This window comes from Achromobacter sp. HZ01 (assembly GCF_003267925.1).
In the GTDB taxonomy this organism is placed as follows: domain Bacteria; phylum Pseudomonadota; class Gammaproteobacteria; order Burkholderiales; family Burkholderiaceae_B; genus Achromobacter; species Achromobacter pulmonis_A.
Genome location: NZ_LWKV01000003.1, coordinates 664,446 through 689,465, shown reverse-complemented (window position 1 = coordinate 689,465; position 25,020 = coordinate 664,446). Strand labels below are relative to the sequence as shown.

At 67.4% G+C, this 25,020-nt stretch carries 25 protein-coding genes; 5 read left to right on the top strand and 20 right to left on the bottom strand.

Features of this window, described 5'->3' with window-relative positions:
• Positions 1–498: 498 nt before the first annotated feature.
• From A6B37_RS19250 to A6B37_RS19240, 3 genes are all read left to right on the top strand, one after another.
• Positions 499–699: a CsbD family protein gene (locus tag A6B37_RS19250; protein ID WP_042792487.1), complete on the top strand. Its 201-nt coding sequence runs from the start codon at positions 499–501 to the stop codon at positions 697–699.
• 27 nt (positions 700–726) lie between these two features.
• Positions 727–891 (top strand): DUF1328 domain-containing protein, encoded by a 165-nt coding sequence (locus A6B37_RS19245; protein ID WP_006389411.1) that lies wholly within the window; start codon positions 727–729, stop codon positions 889–891.
• A gap of 73 nt (positions 892–964) precedes the next feature.
• The gene (locus tag A6B37_RS19240; protein WP_102774521.1) at positions 965–1,303 is read left to right on the top strand and encodes a BON domain-containing protein; all 339 of its coding nucleotides are present in this window, start codon (positions 965–967) and stop codon (positions 1,301–1,303) included.
• A gap of 127 nt (positions 1,304–1,430) precedes the next feature.
• Here the strand turns inward: A6B37_RS19240 and A6B37_RS19235 are convergent, their stop codons facing one another.
• The 12 genes from A6B37_RS19235 to A6B37_RS19180 all read right to left on the bottom strand — a co-directional run bounded on the left by A6B37_RS19235 (position 1,431) and on the right by A6B37_RS19180 (position 11,534).
• Positions 1,431–1,808 (bottom strand): DUF86 domain-containing protein, encoded by a 378-nt coding sequence (locus A6B37_RS19235; protein WP_111826639.1) that lies wholly within the window; start codon positions 1,806–1,808, stop codon positions 1,431–1,433.
• Positions 1,805–2,095, bottom strand: a complete 291-nt coding sequence (locus A6B37_RS19230) for a nucleotidyltransferase domain-containing protein (protein WP_102774519.1) — start codon at positions 2,093–2,095, stop codon at positions 1,805–1,807. The genes A6B37_RS19235 and A6B37_RS19230 overlap by 4 nt, the downstream gene beginning before the upstream one ends.
• Positions 2,096–2,161: 66 nt before the next feature.
• Entirely contained in the window at positions 2,162–3,034 is an 873-nt protein-coding gene (locus A6B37_RS19225; RefSeq protein ID WP_102774518.1) for a PhzF family phenazine biosynthesis protein, read from the bottom strand.
• A 58-nt stretch (positions 3,035–3,092) separates the two neighbouring features.
• On the bottom strand, positions 3,093–4,490 hold the full coding sequence (locus tag A6B37_RS19220; RefSeq protein WP_102774517.1) for a 4Fe-4S binding protein: 1,398 nt from the start codon (positions 4,488–4,490) through the stop codon (positions 3,093–3,095).
• Positions 4,491–4,529: 39 nt separating this feature from the next.
• Positions 4,530–5,381 (bottom strand): FTR1 family protein, encoded by an 852-nt coding sequence (locus tag A6B37_RS19215; RefSeq protein WP_102774516.1) that lies wholly within the window; start codon positions 5,379–5,381, stop codon positions 4,530–4,532.
• Between the two features lie 14 nt (positions 5,382–5,395).
• On the bottom strand, positions 5,396–5,749 hold the full coding sequence (locus A6B37_RS19210) for a cupredoxin domain-containing protein (protein WP_181391014.1): 354 nt from the start codon (positions 5,747–5,749) through the stop codon (positions 5,396–5,398).
• A 2-nt stretch (positions 5,750–5,751) separates the two neighbouring features.
• Entirely contained in the window at positions 5,752–6,288 is a 537-nt protein-coding gene (locus tag A6B37_RS19205; protein ID WP_102774515.1) for an iron transporter, read from the bottom strand.
• A gap of 225 nt (positions 6,289–6,513) precedes the next feature.
• A complete protein-coding gene (phaR, locus tag A6B37_RS19200) occupies positions 6,514–7,080 on the bottom strand; it encodes a polyhydroxyalkanoate synthesis repressor PhaR (protein WP_042792481.1) in 567 nt (188 codons plus the stop codon).
• Positions 7,081–7,196: 116 nt separating this feature from the next.
• Positions 7,197–7,934, bottom strand: coding sequence for an acetoacetyl-CoA reductase (gene phbB, locus A6B37_RS19195; protein ID WP_102774514.1), 738 nt, complete (start codon positions 7,932–7,934; stop codon positions 7,197–7,199).
• Between the two features lie 73 nt (positions 7,935–8,007).
• On the bottom strand, positions 8,008–9,645 hold the full coding sequence (gene phaC / locus A6B37_RS19190; RefSeq protein ID WP_111826638.1) for a class I poly(R)-hydroxyalkanoic acid synthase: 1,638 nt from the start codon (positions 9,643–9,645) through the stop codon (positions 8,008–8,010).
• A gap of 123 nt (positions 9,646–9,768) precedes the next feature.
• On the bottom strand, positions 9,769–10,536 hold the full coding sequence (gene pgeF, locus A6B37_RS19185; RefSeq protein ID WP_111826637.1) for a peptidoglycan editing factor PgeF: 768 nt from the start codon (positions 10,534–10,536) through the stop codon (positions 9,769–9,771).
• A complete protein-coding gene (locus A6B37_RS19180) occupies positions 10,524–11,534 on the bottom strand; it encodes an RluA family pseudouridine synthase (protein WP_102774511.1) in 1,011 nt (336 codons plus the stop codon). Before A6B37_RS19180 ends, pgeF begins: the two co-directional genes overlap by 13 nt.
• 107 nt (positions 11,535–11,641) lie before the next feature.
• Between A6B37_RS19180 and A6B37_RS19175 the strand changes: the two genes are divergently transcribed.
• Positions 11,642–12,430, top strand: coding sequence for an outer membrane protein assembly factor BamD (locus A6B37_RS19175; RefSeq protein ID WP_102774510.1), 789 nt, complete (start codon positions 11,642–11,644; stop codon positions 12,428–12,430).
• 33 nt (positions 12,431–12,463) lie between these two features.
• Here A6B37_RS19175 and A6B37_RS19170 read toward each other — a convergent pair whose 3' ends face one another.
• Positions 12,464–14,560, bottom strand: coding sequence for an ATP-dependent DNA helicase (locus tag A6B37_RS19170; protein ID WP_102774509.1), 2,097 nt, complete (start codon positions 14,558–14,560; stop codon positions 12,464–12,466).
• A gap of 203 nt (positions 14,561–14,763) precedes the next feature.
• Between A6B37_RS19170 and tex the strand changes: the two genes are divergently transcribed.
• Positions 14,764–17,136 (top strand): RNA-binding transcriptional accessory protein Tex, encoded by a 2,373-nt coding sequence (tex, locus tag A6B37_RS19165; RefSeq protein ID WP_111826636.1) that lies wholly within the window; start codon positions 14,764–14,766, stop codon positions 17,134–17,136.
• A gap of 79 nt (positions 17,137–17,215) precedes the next feature.
• Here tex and A6B37_RS19160 read toward each other — a convergent pair whose 3' ends face one another.
• The 7 genes from A6B37_RS19160 to odhB form a co-directional block, all read right to left on the bottom strand.
• Positions 17,216–18,559 (bottom strand): tryptophan--tRNA ligase, encoded by a 1,344-nt coding sequence (locus tag A6B37_RS19160; RefSeq protein ID WP_111826635.1) that lies wholly within the window; start codon positions 18,557–18,559, stop codon positions 17,216–17,218.
• A 67-nt stretch (positions 18,560–18,626) separates the two neighbouring features.
• On the bottom strand, positions 18,627–18,950 hold the full coding sequence (locus tag A6B37_RS19155) for a DUF3325 domain-containing protein (RefSeq protein ID WP_102774506.1): 324 nt from the start codon (positions 18,948–18,950) through the stop codon (positions 18,627–18,629).
• The gene (locus tag A6B37_RS19150) at positions 18,947–20,575 is read right to left on the bottom strand and encodes a PepSY-associated TM helix domain-containing protein (protein ID WP_111826634.1); all 1,629 of its coding nucleotides are present in this window, start codon (positions 20,573–20,575) and stop codon (positions 18,947–18,949) included. Before A6B37_RS19150 ends, A6B37_RS19155 begins: the two co-directional genes overlap by 4 nt.
• Positions 20,572–20,853 carry a DUF3649 domain-containing protein gene (locus tag A6B37_RS19145; RefSeq protein ID WP_102774504.1) on the bottom strand — a complete coding sequence of 94 codons (282 nt, stop codon included), beginning with the start codon at positions 20,851–20,853 and terminating at the stop codon, positions 20,572–20,574. Before A6B37_RS19145 ends, A6B37_RS19150 begins: the two co-directional genes overlap by 4 nt.
• A gap of 163 nt (positions 20,854–21,016) precedes the next feature.
• Positions 21,017–22,108: a cell division protein ZapE gene (zapE, locus tag A6B37_RS19140; protein WP_102774503.1), complete on the bottom strand. Its 1,092-nt coding sequence runs from the start codon at positions 22,106–22,108 to the stop codon at positions 21,017–21,019.
• Positions 22,109–22,188: 80 nt separating this feature from the next.
• Positions 22,189–23,616, bottom strand: coding sequence for a dihydrolipoyl dehydrogenase (lpdA, locus tag A6B37_RS19135; RefSeq protein WP_102774501.1), 1,428 nt, complete (start codon positions 23,614–23,616; stop codon positions 22,189–22,191).
• A 102-nt stretch (positions 23,617–23,718) separates the two neighbouring features.
• Entirely contained in the window at positions 23,719–24,945 is a 1,227-nt protein-coding gene (gene odhB / locus A6B37_RS19130; protein ID WP_111826633.1) for a 2-oxoglutarate dehydrogenase complex dihydrolipoyllysine-residue succinyltransferase, read from the bottom strand.
• Positions 24,946–25,020 lie beyond the last annotated feature (75 nt).

The following is a 25,020-nucleotide window of genomic DNA, read 5'->3' as shown; positions in this document are numbered from 1 at the left end:
GCCCGGCTCAGCCGGCGGCGGCCGCCGCCGGCGCATTGGCCTGGTAGCGGTCCGTCACCTGCGCGCATCCCGTCGCCGCCATCGCGGCCAGCGCCAACAAGATCGCACTGCAAAGTCGTTGCGTCATCCCTGCTCCTCTTTCATTCCGCCCGCGCGGATTCCGCCACGACTATACCCTGCCGCGGCGCCCGGCTCCGCCCGTAGATCCCGTTACCAGCCTCCCCACAAAAGCGGACAAGACGTTGCCAGAATGTAACGTACGCCCCTAGTGCGCCTGCAACCCCTGCCGCCGGAAATTCCGCGAAGCCGCCCTCGCGGCGCTGTTACATTTGCCCACAGCCGCGTTTGACAGCGCTTGCCGGCCCCCCGTACGTTGAACACATGGCCTGCGCCGGCGGCATCCGCCAGGCAGGCCGACTGATCAGTGTCCCACTCAACCGCGGGGGCAAGGTTTGTAGGCCGCAAACCCCGCCGCCGCATGCAAACGGAGAGGTCACCATGAATAACGACATCATCGCGGGCAAATGGAAACAACTGACGGGCAAGGCGAAAGCGGCCTGGGGCGAACTCACCGATGACGAGCTGACCCGCACCGAAGGCAACGCCGAACGCCTGGCGGGCCTGATCCAGGAACGCTACGGCAAGACCCGGGAAGAAGCCGAGAAGGAAGTCCGCGACTTCTTCGACCGCAATCCCTGATCCCTCACCCCACCAGGAGAAGCTGACATGTTGCACTACGCCGTCGTTTTCTTCGTCATCGCCATCATCGCGGCTGTCCTGGGTTTCGGCGGCATCGCCGCCGGCGCCGCGGGCATCGCCAAGATCCTGTTCTTCGTCTTCCTGGTACTGGCGCTGCTGTCCATCCTGGGCGGCGCATTCCGCAAGAAATAGAACCCGTACCCAAGGCATTCCGACCACTGTTGCGCCTCGAACGCGCCCAACCATATCAACAAGGAGCACGACTATGGAACTACGCAAGCTGATCGCCGCCGCCGCACTGGGCACGGGCGCCGCCTTCACTTCCATCGCCTTTGCCGCCGACGACGGCAAGCCGAAACAGTCCGTGGGTGAATATGCGTCCGACGCCACCGTGACCACCAAGGTCAAGGCAGCCTTCGTGGCCGACAAGCAGCTGAGCGCGCTCGACATCGCCGTGGAAACGAATAACGGCGTCGTCACCCTGACCGGCACCGTCGGCACCGCCGCCGAAGCCGATCACGCCGCCACCGTCACGCGCGGAGTCGAAGGCGTCAAGCAGGTGATGAACAACGTCAAGGTCGACCCTGCCAAGAACAAGCGTTAAGGCAAGATGGCTTCGGGCTGCGCCCGGAGCGGCAAACGGCGCCTGCATCGATATGCGGGCGCCGTTTTTTATTGCGGTTCCATGCGCGGCCCCAAAGCCTTTGGGCCCCGGATCAGTGAATGCTTCGTCACGACTCCATGCCTGGGTTGCGAGCGATATCGGCCTGCACGCCATGGATCTGCTTGCGCAAGGCGGGTAAGTCGCTCTGAATCGTCTTCCAGACGATTTCCAAATCCACATTGTGATAAGCGTGCGAGACACGATTTCGCATCGTGTACATGACGAGCCAAGGAACGCCGTCATGCCGCGCTGCAAATGCCGGCGCCGTGCGCTGGATCTTGTTCGACGCTTCGCCGATGATCTCAATATTGCGAATGACAGCGTCCTGCACCAGCTCATTGGCCAGGAACGAGGCTTCATCCATGTCGGACGTATAACGATGGATGCGATCGATCGCCTCCAGAATATGCGCGAGGTAGTCGGGGATGCGCTGCGCTTGCGTCATACCGGCACGGCTTCGGAGAGAATCCGGTTGCGAAACGCATCGGGCAAAGCCTTGGGAGTCAGCACGTCGACCGACACGCCGAGCAGACGTTGCAATTCCACTTGAATGGCGGCCACGTCCATCAGCGTCGTTTCCGCTGTCGGGTCGACGAGTATGTCCAAATCACTGCCTTCGGTATCCAGGCCGTACAGCACGGAACCGAAAACCCTGGCATTGCGGGCTCGATGGGATTCGACCACACGCCGGATCACGATGCGGTTCGAGTCCAGGGCTTCAGACGGTTTCATCGGGCGGTCTCCCTACATGGTCTGGTTCCACGGTAGTGCAACCGGCGCTGGAAGACAACCGCGCGATCAGATATCCACGACACCCCGCCCGATCTCCAGCGCGCGCCCGCCCACCTGGATGCGGCCGTCGGCCTGGACGTCCAGCAGCAGCCGGCATGGGCGGCCCATCTGGTCGCCCTGCTCCACCAGGATGCTGGCGGGCAAGGCATGGCCGCGATGGCGCAGCCAGCCGCCCAGGTTGGCGCAGGCCGAGCCGGTGCCGGCGTCCTCGTTCACGCCGCCGCCGGGCTTGGCGTAGAAGTAGCGGGCCACCACGACCTGCCGGCCGTCCTGCCTGCGGTCTCCGTCGAAGGCGAACACGTACAGGATCTTGCGATCCAGGCTGTTGGCCTGCCAGCGCTCGAGCCGCGAAACGTCGGGCGCGGCGCGGCGCACCGCGTCCACGCTGGCCAGCGGCGCCAGCAGCTGGTCCGCGCCGGTGTCCACCCAGATCGGGTCGTCCAGCAGGTCCGACTCGTCCAGCCCGGCCAGGCCGGCGATCTCTGCCCGGCCCAGCGTCGGCGGCGCGGTGCGCACGCCGTCGGGACAGGGCGCGGTGAAGGTCCAGGCGTCGCCTTGCGCGGTCACCGGCACGACGCCGGCCGTGAATTCCAGTGTCAGCGCATCGCCGGTCTTGAACAGGTCGCGCACCACTTGCGAAGTGCCGATGGTGGGATGGCCGGCGAATTTCATTTCGTAGCCCGGCGTGAAGATGCGCACGCGCGCGTCGGCGCGCTGCGACGGCAGGATGAACGTGGTTTCGGACAGGTTGAATTGCGCCGCCAGATTGAGCATGGTGGCGTCGTCCATGCCGCGCGCGTCTTCGAAGACGCACAACTGGTTGCCGCCGAACGTGGTGGCGGCAAAAACGTTGAGCAGGCGGAAAGCGTATGAAGCCATGGGAGCAGGCGATGTCGTGGAAGCGGCCCTCCACTTTATCGCAGCCCCCCGGGGCCGGCTACCAGATCGCGAAGAACAGCACCCAGGCGATGCAGAACGGCGCCAGCCCGGCCGCCAGCGTCAGCCAGGCCAGGCCCTTGCGCCAGGCGCTGGCCGCGCGCGGCTTGAGCAGGCGCGCATACAGGCGCAGCGTCCACAGCACCGCCAGGCTCAACAGCGTGAAGCGCACCGGCGCGGCCCACGCGGCCTCCACGCCTTCGTGCTTGAGCAGGTTGATGGTGGTGGCCGACAGGCCCAGGAACACGCCGATGCCGGCCGACGGGATCAGGGCCTGGGCCAGCTTGTGCAGGCCCGGACGGCCCCAGCGCCCCGCGGTTTCGCCCGGCTCGGGCGCGGCCGGGGCCAGGCGGTCGGCGATCCACAGCGACAGGAAGGCCGCGCCGCCGACGCTGATCGCGGCGCCGAAGACGAACAGCAAGATGCCCGCGCCGTCCAGCCACGAAAAGCTGTCGTTGACTTCGGGGTAATGGGTCAGGATGAACCAGGGCGCGTTGTCCAGCAGCGGCCACATGATGTCGTGCTCGACCAGCCAGGTGGCCGCCCATTGCTTGGCGGTCACGTACCAGGGGCTGGCGGTCCAGAGGAAGGCGCCCATGGCGATGCCCATCATGCCGAAGCACAGCAGCGCCGTCTGCCAGGGATCGCCCGAGGCGACGCGGACGATTTCCTCTTCGGGCGAACGCGGGGTCAGCTGGATCGCGCCGCGGTAGCCGCTGCAGCGTCCACAGACATGGCAATCGCCCGCGCCCTTCATGTGGCGCAGCGGCACCAGCGGCGCGCAGTTGATGGGTTCGATGCGGATGACGGGATGACGCCATTTTTCTTCATCGACCTTGAAGTGCCACGGCGCCAGCTTGGCCAGCAGGTTGAACACGCCGTTGACCGGGCACAGGTATTTGCACCAGACCCGCTTGCTGCGGCCATAGCGCCAGCCGACCACCATGGCGGCCGCCGTGGAACCGCCCAGCACCGCCAGCACCGCCAGCGGATACTGGTACACGCTGACGAGCTGGCCGTAGATGGTGGTCAGCGCGAACGCCACGAACGGCCAGCCGCCCCAGCGTATCCATTTGGGAATCGCCAGCCCCTTGCCGCGTTCGCTGGCCCATTCGGTCAGCATGCCCTCGGGGCACAGCCAGCCGCACCAGGCGCGGCCGAGGATCGGCATGGAGATGAGCACGAACGGCCACCACACGCCCCAGAACGCGAACTGCGCGACGATGGTCAGGTTGTTGAACACCGATGACGCGTTGTCCGGCAGCGGCAGCAGCACGGGCACAATCAGCAGGAATGCGTATATCGCGACGATGCCCCACTGCAGCTTGCGCAGCAGCGGGGCATGGTCGCGGAGGAAATCGGCGATACGGGAGGTCGCCCTCCCGAGTGCAGCAGCCATGGTCTAGCCTTCGAGTGTTCGGTCCGGTGCGGCTCCGGGTCAGGACGCGCTGCGGGCCGCCGACGCCGCCCGGCCGGGCTTTGCATCGGCCCAGCGCAGCAGCGCCCAGACGGCGAGCCAGTACGCCGCCCACAACAGCACCGAGATCAGGGCGGGATAGGCGCGGTAGCCGGCGAAGTCGGCCAGCACCTTGCCCAGGCCGGTGCTGTCGTCCAGCAGCCAGGAGCTGTCCCAGACCGGATCGACCAGCGTGGGCAGCACGTCCAGGGAAATCAGGTGGTCCAGGCCGCCGACCAGCAGCGAGCCGGCCAGCAGCAGCAGCAGGATTTCGGTCACGCGGAAAAAGCGGCGCCAGGTGATGAGCTTGCCGCCCAGCTGCAGCAGCCAGAAGGTCAGCAGCGCCATCGCGAAGCCGGCGACCCCGGCCAGCGCCAGCATCAGCATGCTGCTGCCGTCGCTGCCGGCCGACACGGTGCCGTACAGGAACACCACGGTTTCGCTGCCTTCGCGGGCCACGGCGATGGCCACCAGCACGAACAGGCCCCACCAGTTGTCGTTGGCGATGGACGCTCGCGCGCCGCCTTCGAGTTCGCCCTTGAGCGTGCGGCCGTGCTTCTTCATCCACACCACCATCTGCACCACCAGCGCGCAGGCGGCCAGCGACATGATGGCCTGGAACCATTCCTGGCCTTCGTCGCTGAGCCAGGACGACACGCCCAGCAGCACCAGCGCCAGCGCCACGGCCAGGGCCAGGCCGCCGGCCACGCCGCCCCACAGGTAGTTCAGCCCGCGCTTGCCTTCCGGCGTGGAGCGCAGCCAGGTGTACAGAATGCCCACCACCAGCATGGCTTCGACGCTTTCACGCCAGACGATGAATAGAACCTGTTCCATGTATAGGTACCGCGTTATTCCTTGGGTTTGACGACCAGGGTGCCTTTCACGCTCTGGTGAAAGTCGTCAAAGAACGGATATTCGCCCGGGCGCGAAATGGTGATCACCACGAAGGATTTCACCCCCGGGCCCAGGACTTTTTCCTTGCGCAGCGGAATGCTTTCGAATTCCACCGGCTCGTTGCTTTCGTTGATGAGTTCGATCTTGAAACGGCCCGCCGGCACTTCCAGCGTGGCGGGCTCGAACGTGCCGTCGGGCTTGAACTTCAGGGTGAAGGTGGGCAGGTCGGCCGCCCGCGCGGGCGCCGTGCCGGCCAGGCCGGCCAGGCCGATCAGCAATGCGGCGGCGACGCGGAGCAGGCGTTTCACGATCAGTAGCCGCCCTTCTTGCCGGTGCCGGCAAAGACGAATTCATATTCCAGGTCGAACGGCTCGAACCACGGACCCACGCCGGTTTCCTTGTCGATGTGGCGGCCGAAGTGGCTCATCTTGTCTGCCGTCGGCGGCAGGATCGAGTACTTCAGCTTGTACTTGCCCGGACCTTCCAGCTTGATGTTTTCGCCATAGTGCGGACCGTCGTTGGCGACCATGGGCATGAAGGTGCCCTTCTGGATCTTGTCGCTGCCGACCTTCTGGATCTCGTACTTCACGACCAGGTAAGGCACCCACTCGCCCTCGGGAAAACCGGTCTTGTTGCCAGCGGTGGCGTGGATGTCGGCCTCGAGGTGGACGTCCGAATCCTTCGCCGGACGCATCATTCCGGGCGGGTCCATTTCGATCGGCTGCAGGTACACGGCGCCGATTTCCATGCCGCCCTTCTCCACCGGCTTGCCGATGGGGTATTCGGCCGCATGCGCGGCGGAAGCACTCAGCGCGACGATGGCCAGGGCCAAGGCTTTCTTGAACATGTGCATAATCCTCGAGACACGAATGAAGTGGCGGCTCAAAAACATAAACAAGAACCGTTTTCATTAATGTAACCAAAACAACTGACATATCCCTGAACCTGCGCCTGGGAAAATTCCGAGATCGTTGCGTTTGGTCAAGCGCGCTTCGCGGCCCGGCGCGGCGGCCGGCAAAACAAAACGCCCCCGCAGGGGCGTGCACATTCAAGGTGTGGCGCGACGGCGCGGCTACTTGCGGCCCGGGCCTTGCGTGCCGCCCGGCGTGAACGGGAAGGTCGAGAACATTGCGCGCGTCTGGTCCTGCATCTGGTCCTGCATTTGCACGAACAGGTTTTTGCTCTGGTCGATGTAGTTGTTCATCATGTTCTGCAGCATGGGCGTCTGCACGTTCATGAACTGGGCCCAGGCCTCGGGTCCGAACTGGCTGCCGTACAGGCCCTTGGACTGCTCGGCCATGCGCTGCTGGATTTCCATGAAGGCCTGGATGTTCTTCTCCAGGTACGAACCCATGATGCCCTGCATGGCGTGGCCGTAGAAACGGATGATCTGCGACAGCATGTTCGAGGAGAACATGGGCATGCCGCCGCTTTCCTCTTCGAGAATGATCTGCAGCAGGATGGAGCGGGTCAGGTCTTCGCTGCTCTTGGCGTCGACGACCTGGAACTCCTCGTTGGCCAGGACCAGTTGCTTGACATCGGCGAGCGTGATGTAGGTGCTGGTCCGGGTGTCGTACAGGCGACGGTTGGGGTACTTTTTAATCAGGCGCAGGCTGGCGCCGGTTTGTGCTTGCGTCATGGTTGTCCCCGGATCGGGCGATCTCTAAGACTTAGAATAAGGTTAGTGTAATGCCGGACGGCCCACTCCCCGAGACCGTCCGGCGCCAGGGGCCGCCTGCCGGCGGCCCGTGTGCGTCAGCCCATGTGCAGGCCGCCGTTGAGCGAGAAGTCCGCTCCGGTCGAGAAGCCCGACTCATCCGAGGCCAGCCACGACGTGATCGACGCGATTTCCTCCGGGGTGCCGAGGCGGCGCACCGGAATGGTGGCGACGATCTTTTCCAGCACGTCGGGACGGATGGCGCGAACCATGTCGGTGCCGATGTAGCCGGGCGACACGGTGTTCACCGTGACGCCCTTGCTGGCCACTTCCTGCGCCAGCGCCATGGTGAAGCCGTGGATGCCGGCCTTGGCCGTGGAATAGTTGGTCTGGCCGAACTGCCCCTTCTGGCCGTTGACCGAGCTGATGTTGACGATACGGCCCCACTGGCGTTCCACCATGTCGTCGATCACCTGCTTGGTCACGTTGAAAAGACTGTTGAGGTTGGTGTCGATGACGGCGCGCCAGTCGTCGGCGCTCATCTTGCGGAACAAGCCGTCGCGCGTGATGCCGGCGTTGTTGACCAGCACGTCGACCGGACCGAGGTCGCGCTTGACCCGCTCGAAGGCCTCCACCGTGGAGTCCCAGTCGGACACATTGCCCACGGACGCGTAGAACGTATAGCCCTGCGCGGCCTGTTCGTCCAGCCACTGCTGGTAATTGCGGCTGGGGCCGCAGCCTGCCACCACGCGAAAGCCATCTTTGGCCAGGCGCTGGCAAATTGAGGTGCCGATCCCGCCCATCCCGCCTGTAACGTAAGCCAGTTTTCCGCTCATTGGATTTCCTCCTGTGTGCGACGGACGCCTCGTTGATTGATTTACTGCCCCGGGCCTACCGCAATTCGCGGTTTCAGGCTGCCCGGACCTTCACATACCTGCCAGGCGCCGGTTCGATCGGCCGGTGCCTAGCGTTGCCCAACTTGGTTCGCGCCTTGACCTGCTTGCCGGAATGGCCGGCCAGCCAATGGGTCCAGTCCGGCCACCAGCTGCCGGGCTGCTCCACCGCCTGCGCCAGCCAGGCGTTGGGATCGCCGGGCAGGTAATGGCCCGATTGTTCGAGTTCGTCCGCCACCCAGTAGCTGCGGCGTTTCTTGGCCGGCGGATTGACCACGCCGGCGATATGCCCGGAAGCCCCCAGCACGAAACGCTGCGGACCGCGCAGCACCTGGGTGGACGCATAGGCCGAGACCCAGGGCACGATGTGGTCCTCGCGCGAGCCGAAGATGTATGCCGGCATCTGCAGGCGCGTCAGGTCCAGCGGCAGGCCCGCGGCCTGCGCGCCGCCGGGCACCTTCAGATTGTTTTCGAGGTAGGTGTTGCGGAAGTACCAGGAGAAGAAGGGACCGGGCAGATTGGTGCTGTCGCCGTTCCAGAACAGCAGGTCGAAGGCCGGCGGCGTCTGGCCCTTCAGATAGTTGCCGACCACGTAGTTCCAGACCAGTTCGTTGGGCCGCAGGAACGAAAAGGTGGTGGCCAGCTCGCGCCCCGGCATCAGCCCGCCCTTGCCCAGCTGATGGTCGCGCAAAAGCGCGTGGGCCTCGTCGACGAACACGTTCAGCACGCCCGTGTTGTGGAAGTCCAGCAGCGACGTCAGCAGCGTCAGCGAGGCCACCGGATGCTCGCCGCGCGCTTCGGCCAGCGCCAGCGCCGAGGCCAGCATCGTGCCGCCCACGCAGAAACCCAGTGCGTTGACCTGCGGCTGGCCGGTGATGTCGCTGGCCACCCGCAGCGCCTGCAGCACCGCGTTGTCCAGGTAGTCGGACCAGGTGGCGCGGTCCACGCCGTCGGTGTCGCTGGCGACCGGATTGCGCCACGAGATCAGGAAGACGGTGAAACCCTGGTCCACGGCATGCCGCACGAAGGAGTTCTCGGGCTGCAGGTCGAGGATATAGAACTTGTTGATGTTGGGCGGCACGATGACCAGCGGGCGCTCGTGCACGGTGGCGGTGGACGGCGCGTACTGGATCAGCTGGAAGAGCGGATTCTCGTACACGACCTCGCCGGGCGTCACCGCCACGTTGCGGCCGATCTCGAACTTGGTCTCGTCGGTCTGCGTGATGCGGCCTTTCTTGACGTCGCCCAGCAGATTGGCCAGGCCTTCGTTCAGCGCGCGGCCGGCGCTTTCGACGATGGATTGCTGCGCGTCCGGATTCAGCGCCAGGAAGTTCGACGGCGACAGCGCGTCGACCCACTGCATAATGGAAAAGCGCAGCCGCTCGCGCAAGGGTTCGCTGACCTGCGCGGCGTCGACCATGCGCGACATGGCGCGAGCCGACAACAGATAGGTGTGCGCCAGCAGCAGGTGCGAGTGATTGGCGGCCCAGGCCTGGCCCGCGAAACGGCGGTCCGGCGGCGGGGCGAGCGCGCCGCGGCGTGCATCATCGCAAAGGCGTTGCCATTCGCGAGAGAATTCGGCCTGTATGTCGGCCAGTGCTTCCGGTGCCACGCTCACCGGAATGGGCCCTGCGGCGGAGAGATTGGCATTCACTTCGACACCTTGTTATCGAAACTACGCGATTGATGTTGCATTCCGGGTCAGGGCCTGTCAATGCGGGTATACAAGGAGAGCTGCCGCGCAGACCGCAAACCCAAACGGTCTTCTTGCGAAAGATCAAGAATTCCGCTGGAGCCAGGCCAACAAGGCCATTCTGCCGGTTTCTCCATCGCGCCGGTAGGAAAAGAACCGGTCCGCTCGAGCCACGGTGCACAGGCCGCTCAAGTGCACTTCTTCTACACCGGCGCGGCGCAGGCGGAAATCGGCCAGACCGGCGAGGTCAGCCAGCCATTTTCCCGGCCGCTCGGGCCGCGGCGTGAAGTAGCGCCGCGCGTCCTCCGCCTGCGCGACGAAGGCGTCCAGCACGTCCTGGCCCACTTCGAACGCCTGCGGGCCGATGCCCGGCCCCACCCAGGCGCGCCAGCCGGCGGCCTGCGGCGCCTTGGCGCGCATGGCCGCCAGCGTGTTTTCGAGCACGCCGCCCGACAGGCCGCGCCAGCCGGCATGCGCCGCGCCCAGCACCGTGCCCTGCGCGTCGGCGATCACCACGGGCAGGCAGTCGGCCACCATGACGGCCAGCACCCGGCCGGGACGCGCGGTGACGCTGGCGTCGACCGCCGGCTCCTCGGGCAGGTCGGCGCGATCCGCATCCACCACCTCGCTGCCGTGGACCTGGCGCAGCCACAGCGGCTCGTCCGGCACGGCCGCGCGCACCCGGCGCCGGTTCTCCGCGACGGTGTCGGGATCGTCGCCGGCGCGCCGGCCCAGGTTCAGCGTGTCGTGCGGCGCGACGCCGGCGCCGCCGGCGCGCGTCGTGCAGAAATAGTTCACGCCCGCCCACTGCGGGCCGGTCACCACCGGCAGGCCTGCCACTACGCGTTCCATGCGATGCTTTCCTGTACCTGGGTCATGTCGGCGGGTGCCGCGGCGGTGAATTCGACTTCGCCGCGGCCGCCCGGATCTTCGAAATGCAGCGCGCGCGCATGCAGCATCTGCCGCTGCGCGCCCGCGATGAGCTTGCCGCCGTAAATGGTATCGGCCAGCAGCGGGTGCCCCAGGCTGGCCAGGTGCACCCGTATCTGGTGGGTGCGGCCGGTTTCCAGGCGGCACACCACTTCGGTGACGCGCCCGCCGGGCTCGACCTGCCCGCGGCGCGCCGGCGCATAATGGGTCACGGCGGGCTTGGGCGCCACCGGCCGCTCCACGCTCATGCGCACCGGCACGCGCGCATCGCGCCCGATCGGGCGATCGACCTTGCCGGCCGCGGCCAGCCAGCCATGCGCCAGCGCCACGTATTCGCGGCCCATGCTGCGCGCCTGCAGCTGGCGCACCAGATGGGTTTGCGCGGTTTCGTTGCGGGCCACGACCATCAGGCCGGAGGTGTCCTTGTCCAGCCGGTGCACGATGCCGGCGCGCGCCACCTGGGCCAGTTCGGGATAGCGGTGCAGCAGGCCGTTGAGCAGGGTGCCGCTCCAGTTGCCCGCGCCGGGATGCGTGACCAGCCCCGCGGGCTTGTTCACCACGATCCAGTCCGGGCTTTCGGCGACCACGCCGAATTCCACCGGTTCGGGCGAGAAGGCCAGCGCCTCGGGCGCGGGCTGCGGCCACACGGCGATCTCGTCGCCCGGGCCGACCGTCTGCCGGACCTTGCCGGGCGCGCCGTTGACGTGGACGTTGCCGGCTTCGATCCAGCCCTGCAGCCGGCTGCGGGAATGATCGGGCATCAGCCCCGCCAGCACCTTGTCGAGCCGGTCGGCCCGCGTGCCGTCAGGCACGGTTACAAGTTGCGGTTCTCCCCTGGGATTCTGCTCCGGATTTCCGTCCGGAATACCCAGGAAGTCATCGTCGGAAACGAGATCGGCGCCGGCGGCTGTATCAGACATGGAGACAAATCATATAATCAGCCTGCCATGCTAACACCAAGGATAGGATTCTCGTGATTCACCACTCCGCAGCTCCCTCGAACCCCGCCTCCCGCAGCGGGCCGATCTTGCGCGTGGTCATCGCGCTGGTTGCCGTCATCGCGATCGCCGGTTGCGGCTCGTCCAACAGCAAGTACGACAAGACCGCAAACTGGAGCGCCGAGCAGCTCTACGCCGACGCCAAGGCCGAAATGTCCTCGGGCGGCTGGAAAGAAGCCCGCGAACGCCTGACCGCCATCGAAAGCCGCTACCCCTTCGGCGTCTATGCCCAGCAGGCCCTGCTGGAGCTGGCCTACGTCAACTGGAAGGACGGCGAAAACGAACAGGCCCTGGCCGCCATCGACCGCTTCCAGCAGCTCTATCCCAACCATCCGGGCACCGACTACGCGCTGTACCTGAAAGGCCTGATCAACTTCACGCCGGCCAGCGCCTTCATGAGCAACATCACCGGCCAGGACCCGTCCGAGCGCGACCCCAAGGGCCTGCGCGCGTCCTATGACGCCTTCAACGAACTGATCAAGCGCTATCCGGACAGCAAGTACACGGTGGACGCGGAAAAGCGCGTGGCCTGGCTGGTCAACACCATCGCCATGAACGAAGTGCACGTCGCGCGCTACTACTACGAGCGCGGCGCCTACGTGGCCGCGGCCAACCGCGCACAGACCGTCATCACCGACTTCGAAGGCGTGCCGGCCACCGAGGAAGCGCTCTACCTGATGGTCGAGTCCTACGACAAGCTCGGCATGACCGAACTGAAGAACGACTCGCAGCGCGTCTACGAAAAGAACTTCCCCAACAGCGAGTTCCGCACCAAGGGCCTGAAGGCGGACCGGAGCTGGTGGAATCCGTTCGATTGATCTGATTTCTGCGCGCGGCCGATGGGCCGCGCGCTACCCGCCCTCGGCCTTGCGCCGATAAAACGCCAGCACCTCTTCCAATTCCCGGGTCCGCGCAAACGGCGGCAACCCGCGCCACAGACGCTTGCCGTAGGGTTTTTCGACCAGACGGCCGTCGCCCACCATCAACACCCCCCAATCCGATTCGGTACGGATCAGCCGGCCCGCGCCCTGCTTGAGCGAGATCGCGGCCTCGGGCAACTGGTATTCCGAGAACGGATTGCCGCCCTGCGCGCGGCAGGCGCGCAGCCGCGCCTCGATCACCGGATCGTCGGGCGGGGCGAACGGCAGCTTGTCGATCGCCACCAGGGTCAGCACATCGCCGGGCAGGTCGATGCCTTCCCAGAAGCTGGCGCTGCCCACCAGCACCGGATGCTGGAGCCGGCAGAAGCGGTCCAGCAGGTCGCGGCGCGTGCCGTCGCCCTGCTTGAGCAGGGGCCAGTCGTGGCCGGCGTCGTCGAATTCATCGGCCAGCAGGTTCGCGACCTTGTCCACCGCGCGCAGCGTCGTGCACAGCACCAGCGTGCCGCCCGGGCTGGCCTCCAGAAGCGGCATCAGCGTCTGCACGAAACGGTCCAGGAACTGCGGGGACTGCGGCTCGGGCATGCCGCGGGGCACGAACAGCAAGGCCTGCTCGGGATAGTTGAACGGCGATTCCCATTTGCCGGTGCGCGCCTGGTCCAGGCCCAGCTGGCTGGTGAAGTGCGTGAACTCGCCGTTCACCGACAAGGTGGCCGACGTCATGATCCAGGCCTGGCCGGGCTTGCGGTACTTGGAGAAGGCCTGCGCCACCGACAAGGGCGCGGAATGCAGGCGCACGTGGTGCTGCCCGTGCTCGACCCAGCGCACGGCCGGGCCGGTCCATTGCTGCGCGGCGGCCGCGGCCCCGGCCAGGATGGCGGCCGGCGTGGGCAGGCCGTCTCCGGCCACGGATTGCGCCACCGGTTCGGGCGCCTGGTCGTCGCGGCCCCAGCCTTCGTCGGCCGGCTCCGCGCCCGTGCGGCCGGGCGTGGCCCAGCGCTTGAGGCGCGCGGAAATCTCGGCGCCGCTGCGGGCCGCGGCCATCAGGTCGGGATGTTTTTCGGACACCGCGGCCAGGGCCTGCGCCGCGCCGTCGACGGCCTCGCGCAGCACGTGCAGCGCGGCGTCGAACTCGTCGGCATTGGGAATGGCCTCGAAGGTGGCCTTGCGCCCGGGCATGCGGTCCAGCGGCGCGCAGACCAGGCGCAGCTCGCGCGCGGCCGTCTCCAGGTGGCGGCTGACGTCGCTCCATTTGGCCGCTTCGCGCGCGTAGGCCAGGCCCGCGGCCTCCATGGCGCGGCCGAAGTCCATCAGCTGGTGGGTGGACACGCTGCTGCCCAGAAAACGCGTGGCGGTGTCGGGCAACTGATGCGCTTCGTCGAAGATGACGGTGTCGGCTTCGGGCAGCAGGTCGGTCACGCCCTCTTCGCGCAGCACCAGGTCGGCCATGAACAGCGCGTGGTTGACGACCACGACGTCGGCTTCCTGCGCCTGCCGGCGGGCCTTGACCACGAAGCAGTCGCGGATGCGCGGGCATTCCTGGCCCAGGCAGTTCTCGCGCGTGGAGGTGACGCGCTGCCAGATGTCGGCGTCTTCGGGCACCTGCGCCAGGTCGCTGCGATCGCCGGTCTTGGAGATGCCGGCGAACACCTGGATCTGGCGCAGCTGCTGGATTTCGCTGCGCGACTTGAGCGCGCGCTCGTCGCCCTGCAGGCGGTCGAGGTGGTAATGGCAGACGTAGTTGCCGCGGCCCTTGAGCAGCGCGGCCGTCACCGGCGCGGCCAGCGCGGCGCGCACGCGCGGCAGGTCGCGCGAGAAAAGCTGGTCCTGCAGGGTGCGGGTGCCGGTGGAGATCAGCACCTTGCCGCCCTGGATGAAGGCGGGTACAAGGTAGGCCCAGGTCTTGCCGATGCCGGTGCCGGCCTCGGCCACCAGCGTGGCGCGGTCCTGGATGGCCTGGCCGATGGCCTGGGACAGCTCCACTTGCGCGGGGCGCGGCTTGTAGCCGGGCAAGGCCGTGGCCAGAGGGCCGTCCTCGTCGAAGAATTCGGAAATATCCAGGTCCAGCATCAGAACAGTCTCGCCGGTGCCGGTTGCGGTTCGGGCGCCAGACAACTTTATGTGGGAAAGGACCAAATGATACCCGCTGCCGCATCCGCTTCCGGACTTCGGCGCGCCGCAAGAGGGACATATCGGTCCGCTCTGGCACGTTTTGTAACAGCGGCTTATGGCACAATCCGCCCCTTGTTTTCCCTTTTTGTCGTCGTATAGAGATGTCTGAAACTTCCACTATCACGAACGTCGCCGCCGGCGTCGACAACGCCCGCATCGTCGCGCAACTCGCCACCGAACTCGGCGCGCGCGCCTCCCAGATCGCCGCGGCGGTGGAATTGCTGGACGACGGCGCCACCGTGCCCTTCATCGCCCGCTACCGCAAGGAAGCCACCGGCGGCCTGGACGATACCGTGCTGCGCAACCTGGAAGTCCGCCTGGGATATCTGCGCGAACTCGAAGAGCGCCGCGGCGCGATCCTCGAATCGATTTCGCAGCAGGGCAAGCTCACGCCCGAACTGCAGCAGGAAATCAGCGCCGCCGACACCAAGCAGCGCCTGGAAGACCTGTACGCGCCGTACAAGCCCAAGCGCCGCACCCGCGCCCAGATCGCGCGCGAAGCCGGCCTGGAACCGCTGGCCGACGCCATCCTGGCCGATCCGGCCTGCGATCCCGCCGCGCTGGCCGCCCAATACCTGAACCCCGAGGCCTCGATCAACGACGCCAAGGCCGCGCTCGACGGCGCGCGCGACATCCTGGCCGAGCGCTACGCGGAAAACGCAGACCTGCTGGCCGACCTGCGCGAACACCTGTGGTCCACCGGCCTGCTCTATTCCAAGATGGTCGAAGGCAAGGAAGCCGAGGGCGCCAATTTCCGCGACTGGTTCGACTTCAGCGAACCGCTGCGCACCCTGCCCTCGCACCGCATCCTGGCGCTGCTGCGCGGCCGCCAGCAAGGCGTGCTGGAACTGCGCCTGGGCCTGGAAGCCGAACTCGAAGCGCAGCTGCCGCATCCCTGCGTGGCCCGCATCGCCGGCTTTCTCAAGCTGGGCAACGGCCTGTTCGCGCTGGACGCCTCGCCGCGCGCGCGCTGGCTGGGCGAAGTCTGCCGCTGGACCTGGCGCGTCAAGCTGCTGACGGCGTTCGAAAGCGAGCTGATCGGCCGCCTGCGCGAAAGCGCCGAAGCCGAGGCCATCCGCGTGTTCGCCGCCAACCTCAAGGACCTGCTGCTGGCCGCGCCGGCCGGCCCCAAGGCCGTGCTGGGCCTGGACCCCGGCATCCGCACCGGCTGCAAGGTCGCGGTCATCGACGTCACCGGCAAGGTCGTGGACACCACCACCGTCTACCCGTTCGAGCCGCGCCGCGACCGCGACGGCACCATCAACACGCTGGCCGCGCTGGTCGCGCGCCACAACGTCGACCTGATCGCCATCGGCAACGGCACCGCCTCGCGCGAGAGCGAAAAGCTGGTCGGCGACATGATGGAACGCTTCCCCGACCTCAAGGTCACCCGCGTGGTGGTCTCCGAGGCCGGCGCGTCGGTCTATTCCGCCTCGGAAACCGCGGCGCAGGAATTCCCCGACCTCGACGTGACGCTGCGCGGCGCCGTGTCGATCGCGCGCCGCCTGCAGGACCCGCTGGCCGAGCTGGTCAAGATCGATCCCAAGGCCATCGGCGTGGGCCAGTACCAGCACGACGTCAACCAGCGCGAGCTGGCGCGCTCGCTGGACGCCGTGGTCGAGGACTGCGTGAACGCCGTGGGCGTGGACGTGAACACCGCGTCGGCCGCGCTGCTGGCGCGCGTGTCCGGGCTGAACTCGCTGCTGGCCAAGAACATCGTGGCCTGGCGCAACGAGAACGGCGCCTTCCCCACCCGCGAAGTGCTGCGCAAGGTGCCGCGCTTCGGCGACAAGGCATTCGAGCAGGCCGCCGGCTTCCTGCGCATCCCCAACGGCGAGAACCCGCTGGACGCCTCGTCGGTGCACCCGGAAGCCTATCCGGTGGTCGAGCGCATCGTCGCCAAGATCAAGGCCGAGGTCAAACAGATCATCGGCCAGCGCGACGCGCTCAAGGGCGTGTCGCCTTCGGACTTCACCGACGAGCGCTTCGGCCTGCCGACGGTGCGCGACATCTTCGCCGAACTGGAAAAGCCCGGCCGCGACCCGCGTCCCGAGTTCAAGACCGCGCAGTTCAAGGAAGGCGTGGAGACCCTGAACGACCTGTATCCGGGCATGATCCTGGAAGGCGTGGTGACCAACGTCGCCAACTTCGGCGCCTTCGTCGACATCGGCGTGCATCAGGACGGCCTGGTCCACATCTCGGCCCTGGCCGAGAAGTTCGTGAAGGACCCGCGCGACGTGGTGCGCGTGGGCCAGACGGTCAGCGTTAAGGTGCTGGAAGTGGACGTGGCGCGCAAGCGGGTCGCGCTGACGATGCGCCTGAACGACACCGCGGCCCCTGCCCGCCGCAGCGGCGATGCGCCCAAGGGCGCCGGCGCCGGCCGCCGTCCGCAAGGCGATGGCGGTCGTGGCGGCGCCGGCGGCGGCATGATGAACAGCGCCATGGCCGACGCCTTCGCCAAGCTCAAGCGCTGAGTCCCGTTCCCGGCCTGCAAAAAAAATCGGCGCAATCGCGCCGATTTTTTATTCATGGGCCGGACCTGCCGGCCATCGCCTATTCCTGGGCCATCGAAGCCAGCGCCGCGCGTGCGCGCTCGAGCGCTTCGGCCTGCGCGCCGGCCGGCGCGGCCGCCACGGCCACGCCGTCGATCACGGCGGCATAGCCCTGCCCGTCGGCCTGCAGCACCGCGTCGGCCGGCTCCGATTGTAGGCGGCGCATCAAGGCGCCGGCTTCCTTCGGATCGGCGAAGCGCTGCGACAGCAGCAGTTCCTCGCCGTCGGCGGCCAGCAGGCGGAAGCGGAAGCCGCCGTCCTCGTCGCGGAAGCTGACGAAGCGCGCGCCCTTGCCCTTTTCCTTCTTGGCCGGCGCGCCCTGCGCGGCGCTGGCCACCTGCAGGTTGCGCAGGCCCACGGCCTGGCGCAGTTCCTGCATGAACGGCGTGGACAGCTTGCGCGCCTTGGCGGCGCCGGCCTGCAGGATGTCTTCGATGCGGCCGGGGTTGGCCATCAGGTCGAAGTACTTCTCGCGCATGGGCGCGAGCAGGTTCTCCAGATGGTCGTAGAGCGCCTGCTTGGCGTCGCCCCAGCCCATTCCTTCTTCGAGCTGCTTGCGGAAGGCGGCGGACTGCTGCGGCGTGGCGAAGGCGCGGTAGATGGTGTAGAGGTGCGAGTTCTCGGCGTCCTTGGGCTCGCCGGGCTGGCGCGAATCGGTCACGATGCGCATCACCGAGGCGCGCAGCGCGCTGGCGCCGCCCTCGAACAGCGGAATGGTGTTGTTGTAGCTCTTGGACATCTTGCGGCCGTCCAGGCCCGGCAGCGTCGCCACTTCTTCCTCGATCACCACTTCCGGCAGCGTGAAGTACTCGCGGCCGTACAGATGGTTGAAGCGCTGCGCGATGTCGCGCGCCATCTCCAGGTGCTGGATCTGGTCGCGGCCCACCGGCACCTTGTTGGCGTTGAACATGACGATGTCCGCGGCCATCAGCACCGGATACGAGAACAGCCCCATCGTGACGCCGTCATCCGGCTCCACGCCCTTGGCCTCGTTCTGGTCCACCGCGGCCTTGTAGGCGTGCGCCCGGTTCATCAGGCCCTTGGCCGTGACGCAGTTGAGCATCCAGGTCAGCTCGGGAATCTCGGGGATGTCGGACTGGCGGTAGAAGGTCACGCGCTCGTGGTCCAGCCCCACCGCCAGCCAGGTGGCGGCGATCTCCAGGCGCGAACGCGCCACGCGGACGGGATCGTCGCACTTGATCAGCGCGTGGTAGTCCGCCATGAAGAAGAATGCGTCCACGCCGGGCTGGGTGCTAGCCTGGACGGCGGGACGGATCGCGCCCGCGTAATTGCCGAGGTGGGGAGTTCCAGAGGTGGTGATGCCGGTGAGGACGCGGGTATTCATGAGGCGAAAAGGCGTTGGGGGAAAACGCCCAGTGTAACGTGCCGGACGGGCGCCGCGCCCGCCGCCGCTACAGTACGGCCAGCACCGGCGCGGCCAGCGCGCACAGGCCGCCGGCGGTCAGCGCGGCGCGCGGGCGGAAGGTGAGGAACCAGATCAGCAGCAGGCCGGCGATGCTGAGTATGCCTATCCATTCGACCGTACCGTAGCTCCAGCCCCAGACCGCCGCAGACGCGCACAGCGACAGGGCCAGCGCGGCCCAGCCGAACAGCCGCAGCGGCACGCGATGGCGCCGCGTCAGCGCGCGGTTGAAGAGGTCTTCGTAGTGGCGGTCCATGCCCAGGCACAAGGCGGAGAATCCGGCGTAGGCCAGGCAGAAGGCGGCTAGCGTCATGGCGTATCACCTCTTGCTTCGTAGGCGCCGAGGGCCGGCGCCTGTTGGGTCGGAGCGGCCGGCGCCGGAGCGCGCCTGGCGGACTGCGCCGCGCCGGCGCGGGCCGCTCTGCGGGCCATCCAGGCCAGCAGCAGGGCTGCGGCCAGGCAGGTCAGGTCGAAACCCGCCATGACCCAGTCGCCGGCGGGCAGCGACGCGCCCAGGTGGCGCGAGGTCGTCAGCGCGTTGAGCACCGGCACCAGCGCCAGCGCGGTGGCGGCGGCGGCCAGCAGGTCGCGCCACTTGCGCCGCGGCAGCAGGAAGGCATAGGCCAGCGACAGGCCCCAGCCGGCGAAAAAGGCGCGCACTTCCCAGAGCTGGCGGCCGGGCAGGTCGGCGGGCAGCAGGCGGTTGGCCCAGAAGAAGGCCGCGACCGCCAGGAACAGGCCGGCGACGGTGCCGGCGTTGAGCGCGTCCACCAGCCGCAGCGAGAACGCCTCGCGCGCGCCGGGACGCGCCTTCTGGCGGCGCTTGGCGATCCACAGCACCAGGCCCGAACCGACCATGCCGGTGCCGGCCAGGCTGACCAGGAAGTAAAGCCAGCGCAGCAGGGGCTCGGCGAAAAGGCCCAGGTGCAGGCCGGTCACCACGCCCGCGGTGCGCACCGCGGCGCTGAGGTCGTCCTCGCCTTCGAGCCGCTGGCCGCTCACGCCGTCGAGCCGCACGTAGGGCGCCAGCCGGCCGAACGACACGCCGTCGGCGGCGTCGCGCACCAGCGTGATGGTCGCGCCGGCGTCGCCGGGGTGATTCACGATCACGCGGCCGACCCGGCCCTGCCAATGGCGCTGGGCCTGCTCGACCAGCGGCGCCAGTTCGGCCAGCGGCGCGGGCGCATTGCGCGCCGGCGTGATCTTGAACGACTTGAAGACTTCGTCGGTGTACTGGCGCGGGTTTTCGTAGACGGCCTGGATGCCGGCCGGCATCAGCATGGTCATGAACAGCACCAGGCCGCTGAAGGTGATCATCAGGTGAAACGGCAGCCCCAGCACCGACAGCGCGTTGTGCCCGTCCATCCAGGCGCGCTGGCCGCCCTTGCGCGGCCGGAAGGTGAAGAAATCGGCGAAGATCTTCTTGTGGGTGATGATGCCGCTGATGATGGCCACCAGCATGAACATGCCGGCGATGCTGGCCAGCCAGCGCCCCCACGGAAACGCCATTTCGAGTTCGAAATGAAAGCGGTAGAAGAAATCCCCGCCGCGCGTCTCGCGCGCGCTCACCGCCTGCCCGGTGGCCGGGTCGAGCTTGACGCGCACGAAACCGCGCGTGCCCGGCTTGGGCTTGGGCTGCTGGTACAGCAGCTGGACCGTCGGCTCGCGCCGCGACGGCGGCGTGATGAACCAGCGCGTGGCGTCGGGCGCGTGCTGCGCCAGGTAGCGCTGCCCCAGGGCCACCGCCTGGACCGCCGGCACCGGCTGCGCGTCGATCTCGGGCTGCATCCAGCGCGTGATCTCGGGGCGGAAGAACGCCAGGGTGCCGGTCAGGAACATCGCGAACAGCGCCCAGCCGAAGATCAGCCCCGACCAGGTGTGCAGCCACGACATGGCCTGGCGCAGGCCCTCCTGGCCCGGCGCCTTGGCCGCCTTCATGCCGCCCCCATCGCGCGCCCGGCCAGGAATAGCGCGCCGAGCAGCGCGGCCGGCGCCAGCAGGCCCGCCCAGGCGCGCCACGCATTGCGCGTGGCGAAAACCCAGATCACGCCGCAGGTGTAGAACACGAAAGACAGCATCTGGGCCGTGACCACGGCGTCGGCGCGCTGCAGCGGCAGCCACACGGCCAGGCAGGCCGCCGCGGCCGAGGCCAGCAGATAACCGCCCAGGATGGCGGCCGCGGCCCGGGACAATACGGCAAATCGGTAGCGCATCATGCCTGCGCCGGCAGCGGGAGCTTTCACTGGGGTATGGACGCCAAGATGGGTTTGATTCACGACCGGCCAGGCCGGGTTTGCTCGATCAGAGCCGTGAATTATAACCATTCTCACTACGATGTGGCGTTGGGAAACCCGTCAGGCGGCGCCCCCCCGCCCTCCCCTAGAGCGACACCGTCAACCGGCGCTCCGATTCCAGATATTCGCGCGACTGCATTTCGAGGATGCGCGAGACCGTGCGATGGAATTCGTTGGCCAGCGCGCCTTCGGTGTAGATCTCCTCGGGCTCGCATTCGGCGGACATGATGAGCTTGACCCGGTGGTCATAGAACACGTCGATCAGCCAGGTGAAGCGGCGCGCCTCGGAGGCCTGGCGCGGCCCCATCTTGGGCACGCCGGACAGGATCACCGCGTGGAAGCGGTTGGCCAGTTCGAGGTAGTCGTTCTGCGAGCGCGGGCCGCCGCAGAGCGTGGCGAAGTCGAACCACACCACGGTGCCGGCCAGCGCCAGCGCGCGGATCTCGCGGTGCTCGATGTGCAGCACCGGTTCCTGCGGCGGCGTGTCGGCCAGCGTGTCGAAGGCCTTTTGCAGCGCCTGCCGGGCGTGTTCGTCCAGCGGCGTGTGGTAGCACTGCACCTGCTCCAGCGAACGGCGGCGGTAGTCGATGCCGGCGTCCACGTTCAGCACGTCCATGCGCGATTCGATCAGCGCGATGGCGGGCAGTATGCGGTCGCGATGCAGGCCGTCGGGGTACAGCGTGGACGGTTCGTAGTTGGAGGTCATCACGAACGAGGTGCCGTACTCGAACAGCTTGAGCAGCAGGCGGTACAGGATCATCGCGTCGGCCACGTCGGAGACGTGGAACTCGTCGAAGCAGATGAGGCGGTAGCGCTTGGCCAGGCGGCGGGCCACTTCGTCGAGCGGGTCCTGCATGCCTTTGACTTCTTCCAGCTCGCGGTGCACGCCGCGCATGAATTCGTGGAAGTGCAGGCGGGTCTTGCGCACCACCGGAACGGTGGCGTAGAAGGCGTCCATCAGAAAGCTCTTGCCCCGCCCCACTCCGCCCCACAGGTAGACGCCGCGCGGCACGTCCGGCCGGTTCAGCAGTTTCTTCAGCGCGTTCGAGCGCATCGACTTGAACCTGACCCAGTCGTCGTAATAGCGCTGCAGCCGGTCGATCGCCTTCTTCTGGGCGGCGTCGGGCTTGTAGCCGCGTTCGGCCAGGGCGTGTTCGTAGTATTCGCTGACGTTCATGTGGGAAAGCGGTTAAGAAGCAACATGAAAAAAGGGCGGATCCGAGAACCCGCCCTCGTCTTGCATCGGCTGCGCGCCGATCAGAAGTTCAGCGCGCGCTTGTCCACCGCCAGGGCGGCTTCCTTGACGGCTTCCGACAGCGTCGGGTGCGCGTGGCAGATGCGCGCGATGTCTTCGGCGGCGCCGCGGAATTCCATGATGGTCACGGCTTCCGAGATCAGTTCCGAGGCCATCGGGCCGACGATGTGCACGCCCAGGACCTCATCGGTCTTGGCGTCGGCGATCACCTTGGCGAAGCCGGTGGTGTCGCCCAGCGCGCGGGCGCGGCCGTTGGCCAGGAACGGGAAGCTGCCGGCCTTGTACTCGCGGCCTTCCTTCTTGAGCTGCTGCTCGGTCTTGCCGACCCAGGCGATTTCCGGCGAGGTGTAGATCACCCACGGCACGGTGTCGAAGTTGACGTGGCCGTGCTGGCCGGCGATGCGCTCGGCAACCGCCACGCCTTCTTCTTCGGCCTTGTGCGCCAGCATCGGGCCGCGCACCACGTCGCCCACCGCCCAGACGTTGGGCAGGTTGGTCTTGCAGTCGCCGTCGACGGCGACGAAGCCGCGCTCGTCGAGCTTCAGGCCCACGGCTTCGGCGTTCAGGCCACCGGTGTACGGCACGCGGCCGATCGAGACGATCAGCTTGTCGACCACCAGCTTCTGCTCGGCGCCCTTGGCGTCGACGTAGGGCACGGTCACCGACTTGGCGGTGGCCTTGATCTCGCCGATCTTGACGCCCATCTGGATGTTCAGGCCCTGCTTGGTGAAGGCCTTGAGGGCTTCCTTGGCCACTTGCTGGTCGGCGGCGGCCAGGAATTCCGGCATCGCTTCCAGGATGGTGACTTCGGAGCCCAGGCGGCGCCACACGCTGCCCATTTCGAGGCCGATCACGCCGGCGCCGATCACGCCCAGCGTCTTGGGCACGGCGCCGATGGCCAGCGCGCCGTCGTTGGACAGCACGACCTTTTCGTCGAACGGCAGGCCCGGCAGCTCGCGCGCCGAGGAGCCGGTGGCGACCACGACGTGCTTGGCGACCAGGTCGGCCTCGGTGGTGCCGGTGACCTTGATCGACCAGCCGCCGTCGACCTGGCCGGCGAAGGCGCCCTTGCCGTGGAAGAAGGTGACCTTGTTCTTCTTGAACAGGTACAGGATGCCGTCGTTGTTCTGCTTGACCACCGTGTTCTTGCGGCCGATCAGCGTGTCGAGCTTGAGGCTGACGCCCTTGAGCTCGATGCCGTGTTCGGCGAAGTGGTGGTTGGCCTGTTCGAAGTGCTCGGACGACTGCAGCAGCGCCTTGGAGGGGATGCAGCCGACGTTGGTGCAGGTGCCGCCGGGAGCCGGGCCGCCCTGGCCGTTCTGCCAGGCGTCGATGCAGGCCACCGACATGCCGAGTTGGGCCGCGCGGATGGCGGCGATGTAGCCGCCGGGGCCGGCGCCGATCACGACGACGTCAAATTGTTGGGACATAGTGTTCTCGCGGTGAGGAAGGGAGTGAAACACGCCCCGCCCTGCGGGCCGGCTGCAAGCCGGGCCCGGGCGCCGCGCGGGCGCCGGGCCGGGGCGTCGAGATTACAGGTCCAGCAACAGACGCTGCGGATCTTCCAGGGCGTCCTTCATGGCGACCAGGCCCAGCACGGCTTCGCGGCCGTCGATGATGCGGTGGTCGTAGGACAGCGCCAGGTAGTTCATCGGGCGGATGACAATCTGGCCGTTTTCCACCACCGGGCGTTCCTTGGTGGCGTGCACGCCCAGGATGGCCGATTGCGGCGGGTTGATGATGGGGGTGGACAGCATCGAGCCGAACACGCCGCCGTTGGAGATCGAGAACGTGCCGCCGGTCATCTCTTCGATGCCCAGCTTGCCGTCGGCGGCGCGGCGGCCGAAGTCGGCGATGGCCTTTTCGATGTCGGCGATCGACAGCTGGTCGGCGTTGCGCAGGATCGGCACGACCAGGCCGCGCGGGCTGCCCACGGCGATGCCGATGTCGAAGTAGCCGTGGTAGATGATGTCCTTGCCGTCGATCGAGGCGTTGATCAGCGGGAACTTCTTCAGCGCGGCGACGGCCGCCTTGACGAAGAACGACATGAAGCCCAGCTTGATGCCGTGCTCTTTCTCGAACTTGTCCTTGTACTTGGCGCGCAGGTCGATGACGGCCTGCATGTTCACTTCGTTGAAGGTGGTCAGGATGGCGTTTTCCTGCTGCGACTGCAGCAGGCGCTCGGCGATGCGGGCGCGCAGGCGGCTCATGGGCACGCGCTGTTCCGGACGGCCGTCCAGCGACAGCGTGGTCGGGGCCGGGGCGGCGGCGGGCGCGGCCTTGGCGGGCGCGCTGGCGGCCAGGGCGTCGCCCTTGGTCACGCGGCCGTCGCGGCCGGTGCCGGCGACGCTGGCGGCGTCCACGCCCTTCTCGGCGAGGATCTTGGAGGCGGCGGGCGAAGCCACGCCGGCGGCCGAGGTCGAGGCCGGGGCGGCGGCGGCCGGCGCGGCGGCGGCAGCGGCCTGCTCGGCGGCCTTGGGCGCTTCGGCCGGGGCGGTCGCGGCGGCGGCGGCCTTGCCGGCGGTGTCGATGCGGGCCAGCACTTCGCCGGAGGTGACGGTGCTGCCGTCGCCCTTGACGATTTCAGCCAGCACGCCCGAGGCGGGAGCCGGCACTTCCAGGACGACCTTGTCGGTTTCGACTTCGATCAGGATTTCGTCCGCTTCGACGGCAGCGCCCGGCTGCTTCTTCCAGGTCAGCAGCGTCGCTTCGGAGACGGATTCGGAAAGTTGGGGGACGACGACGTCGGTGATAGCCATTTTGTTTATTCCGTAGAGGTTTGAGTTCTGACCGCGAGGCGCGGCAGGCTTTCAGCAAACCTGCCGCGCGCCACG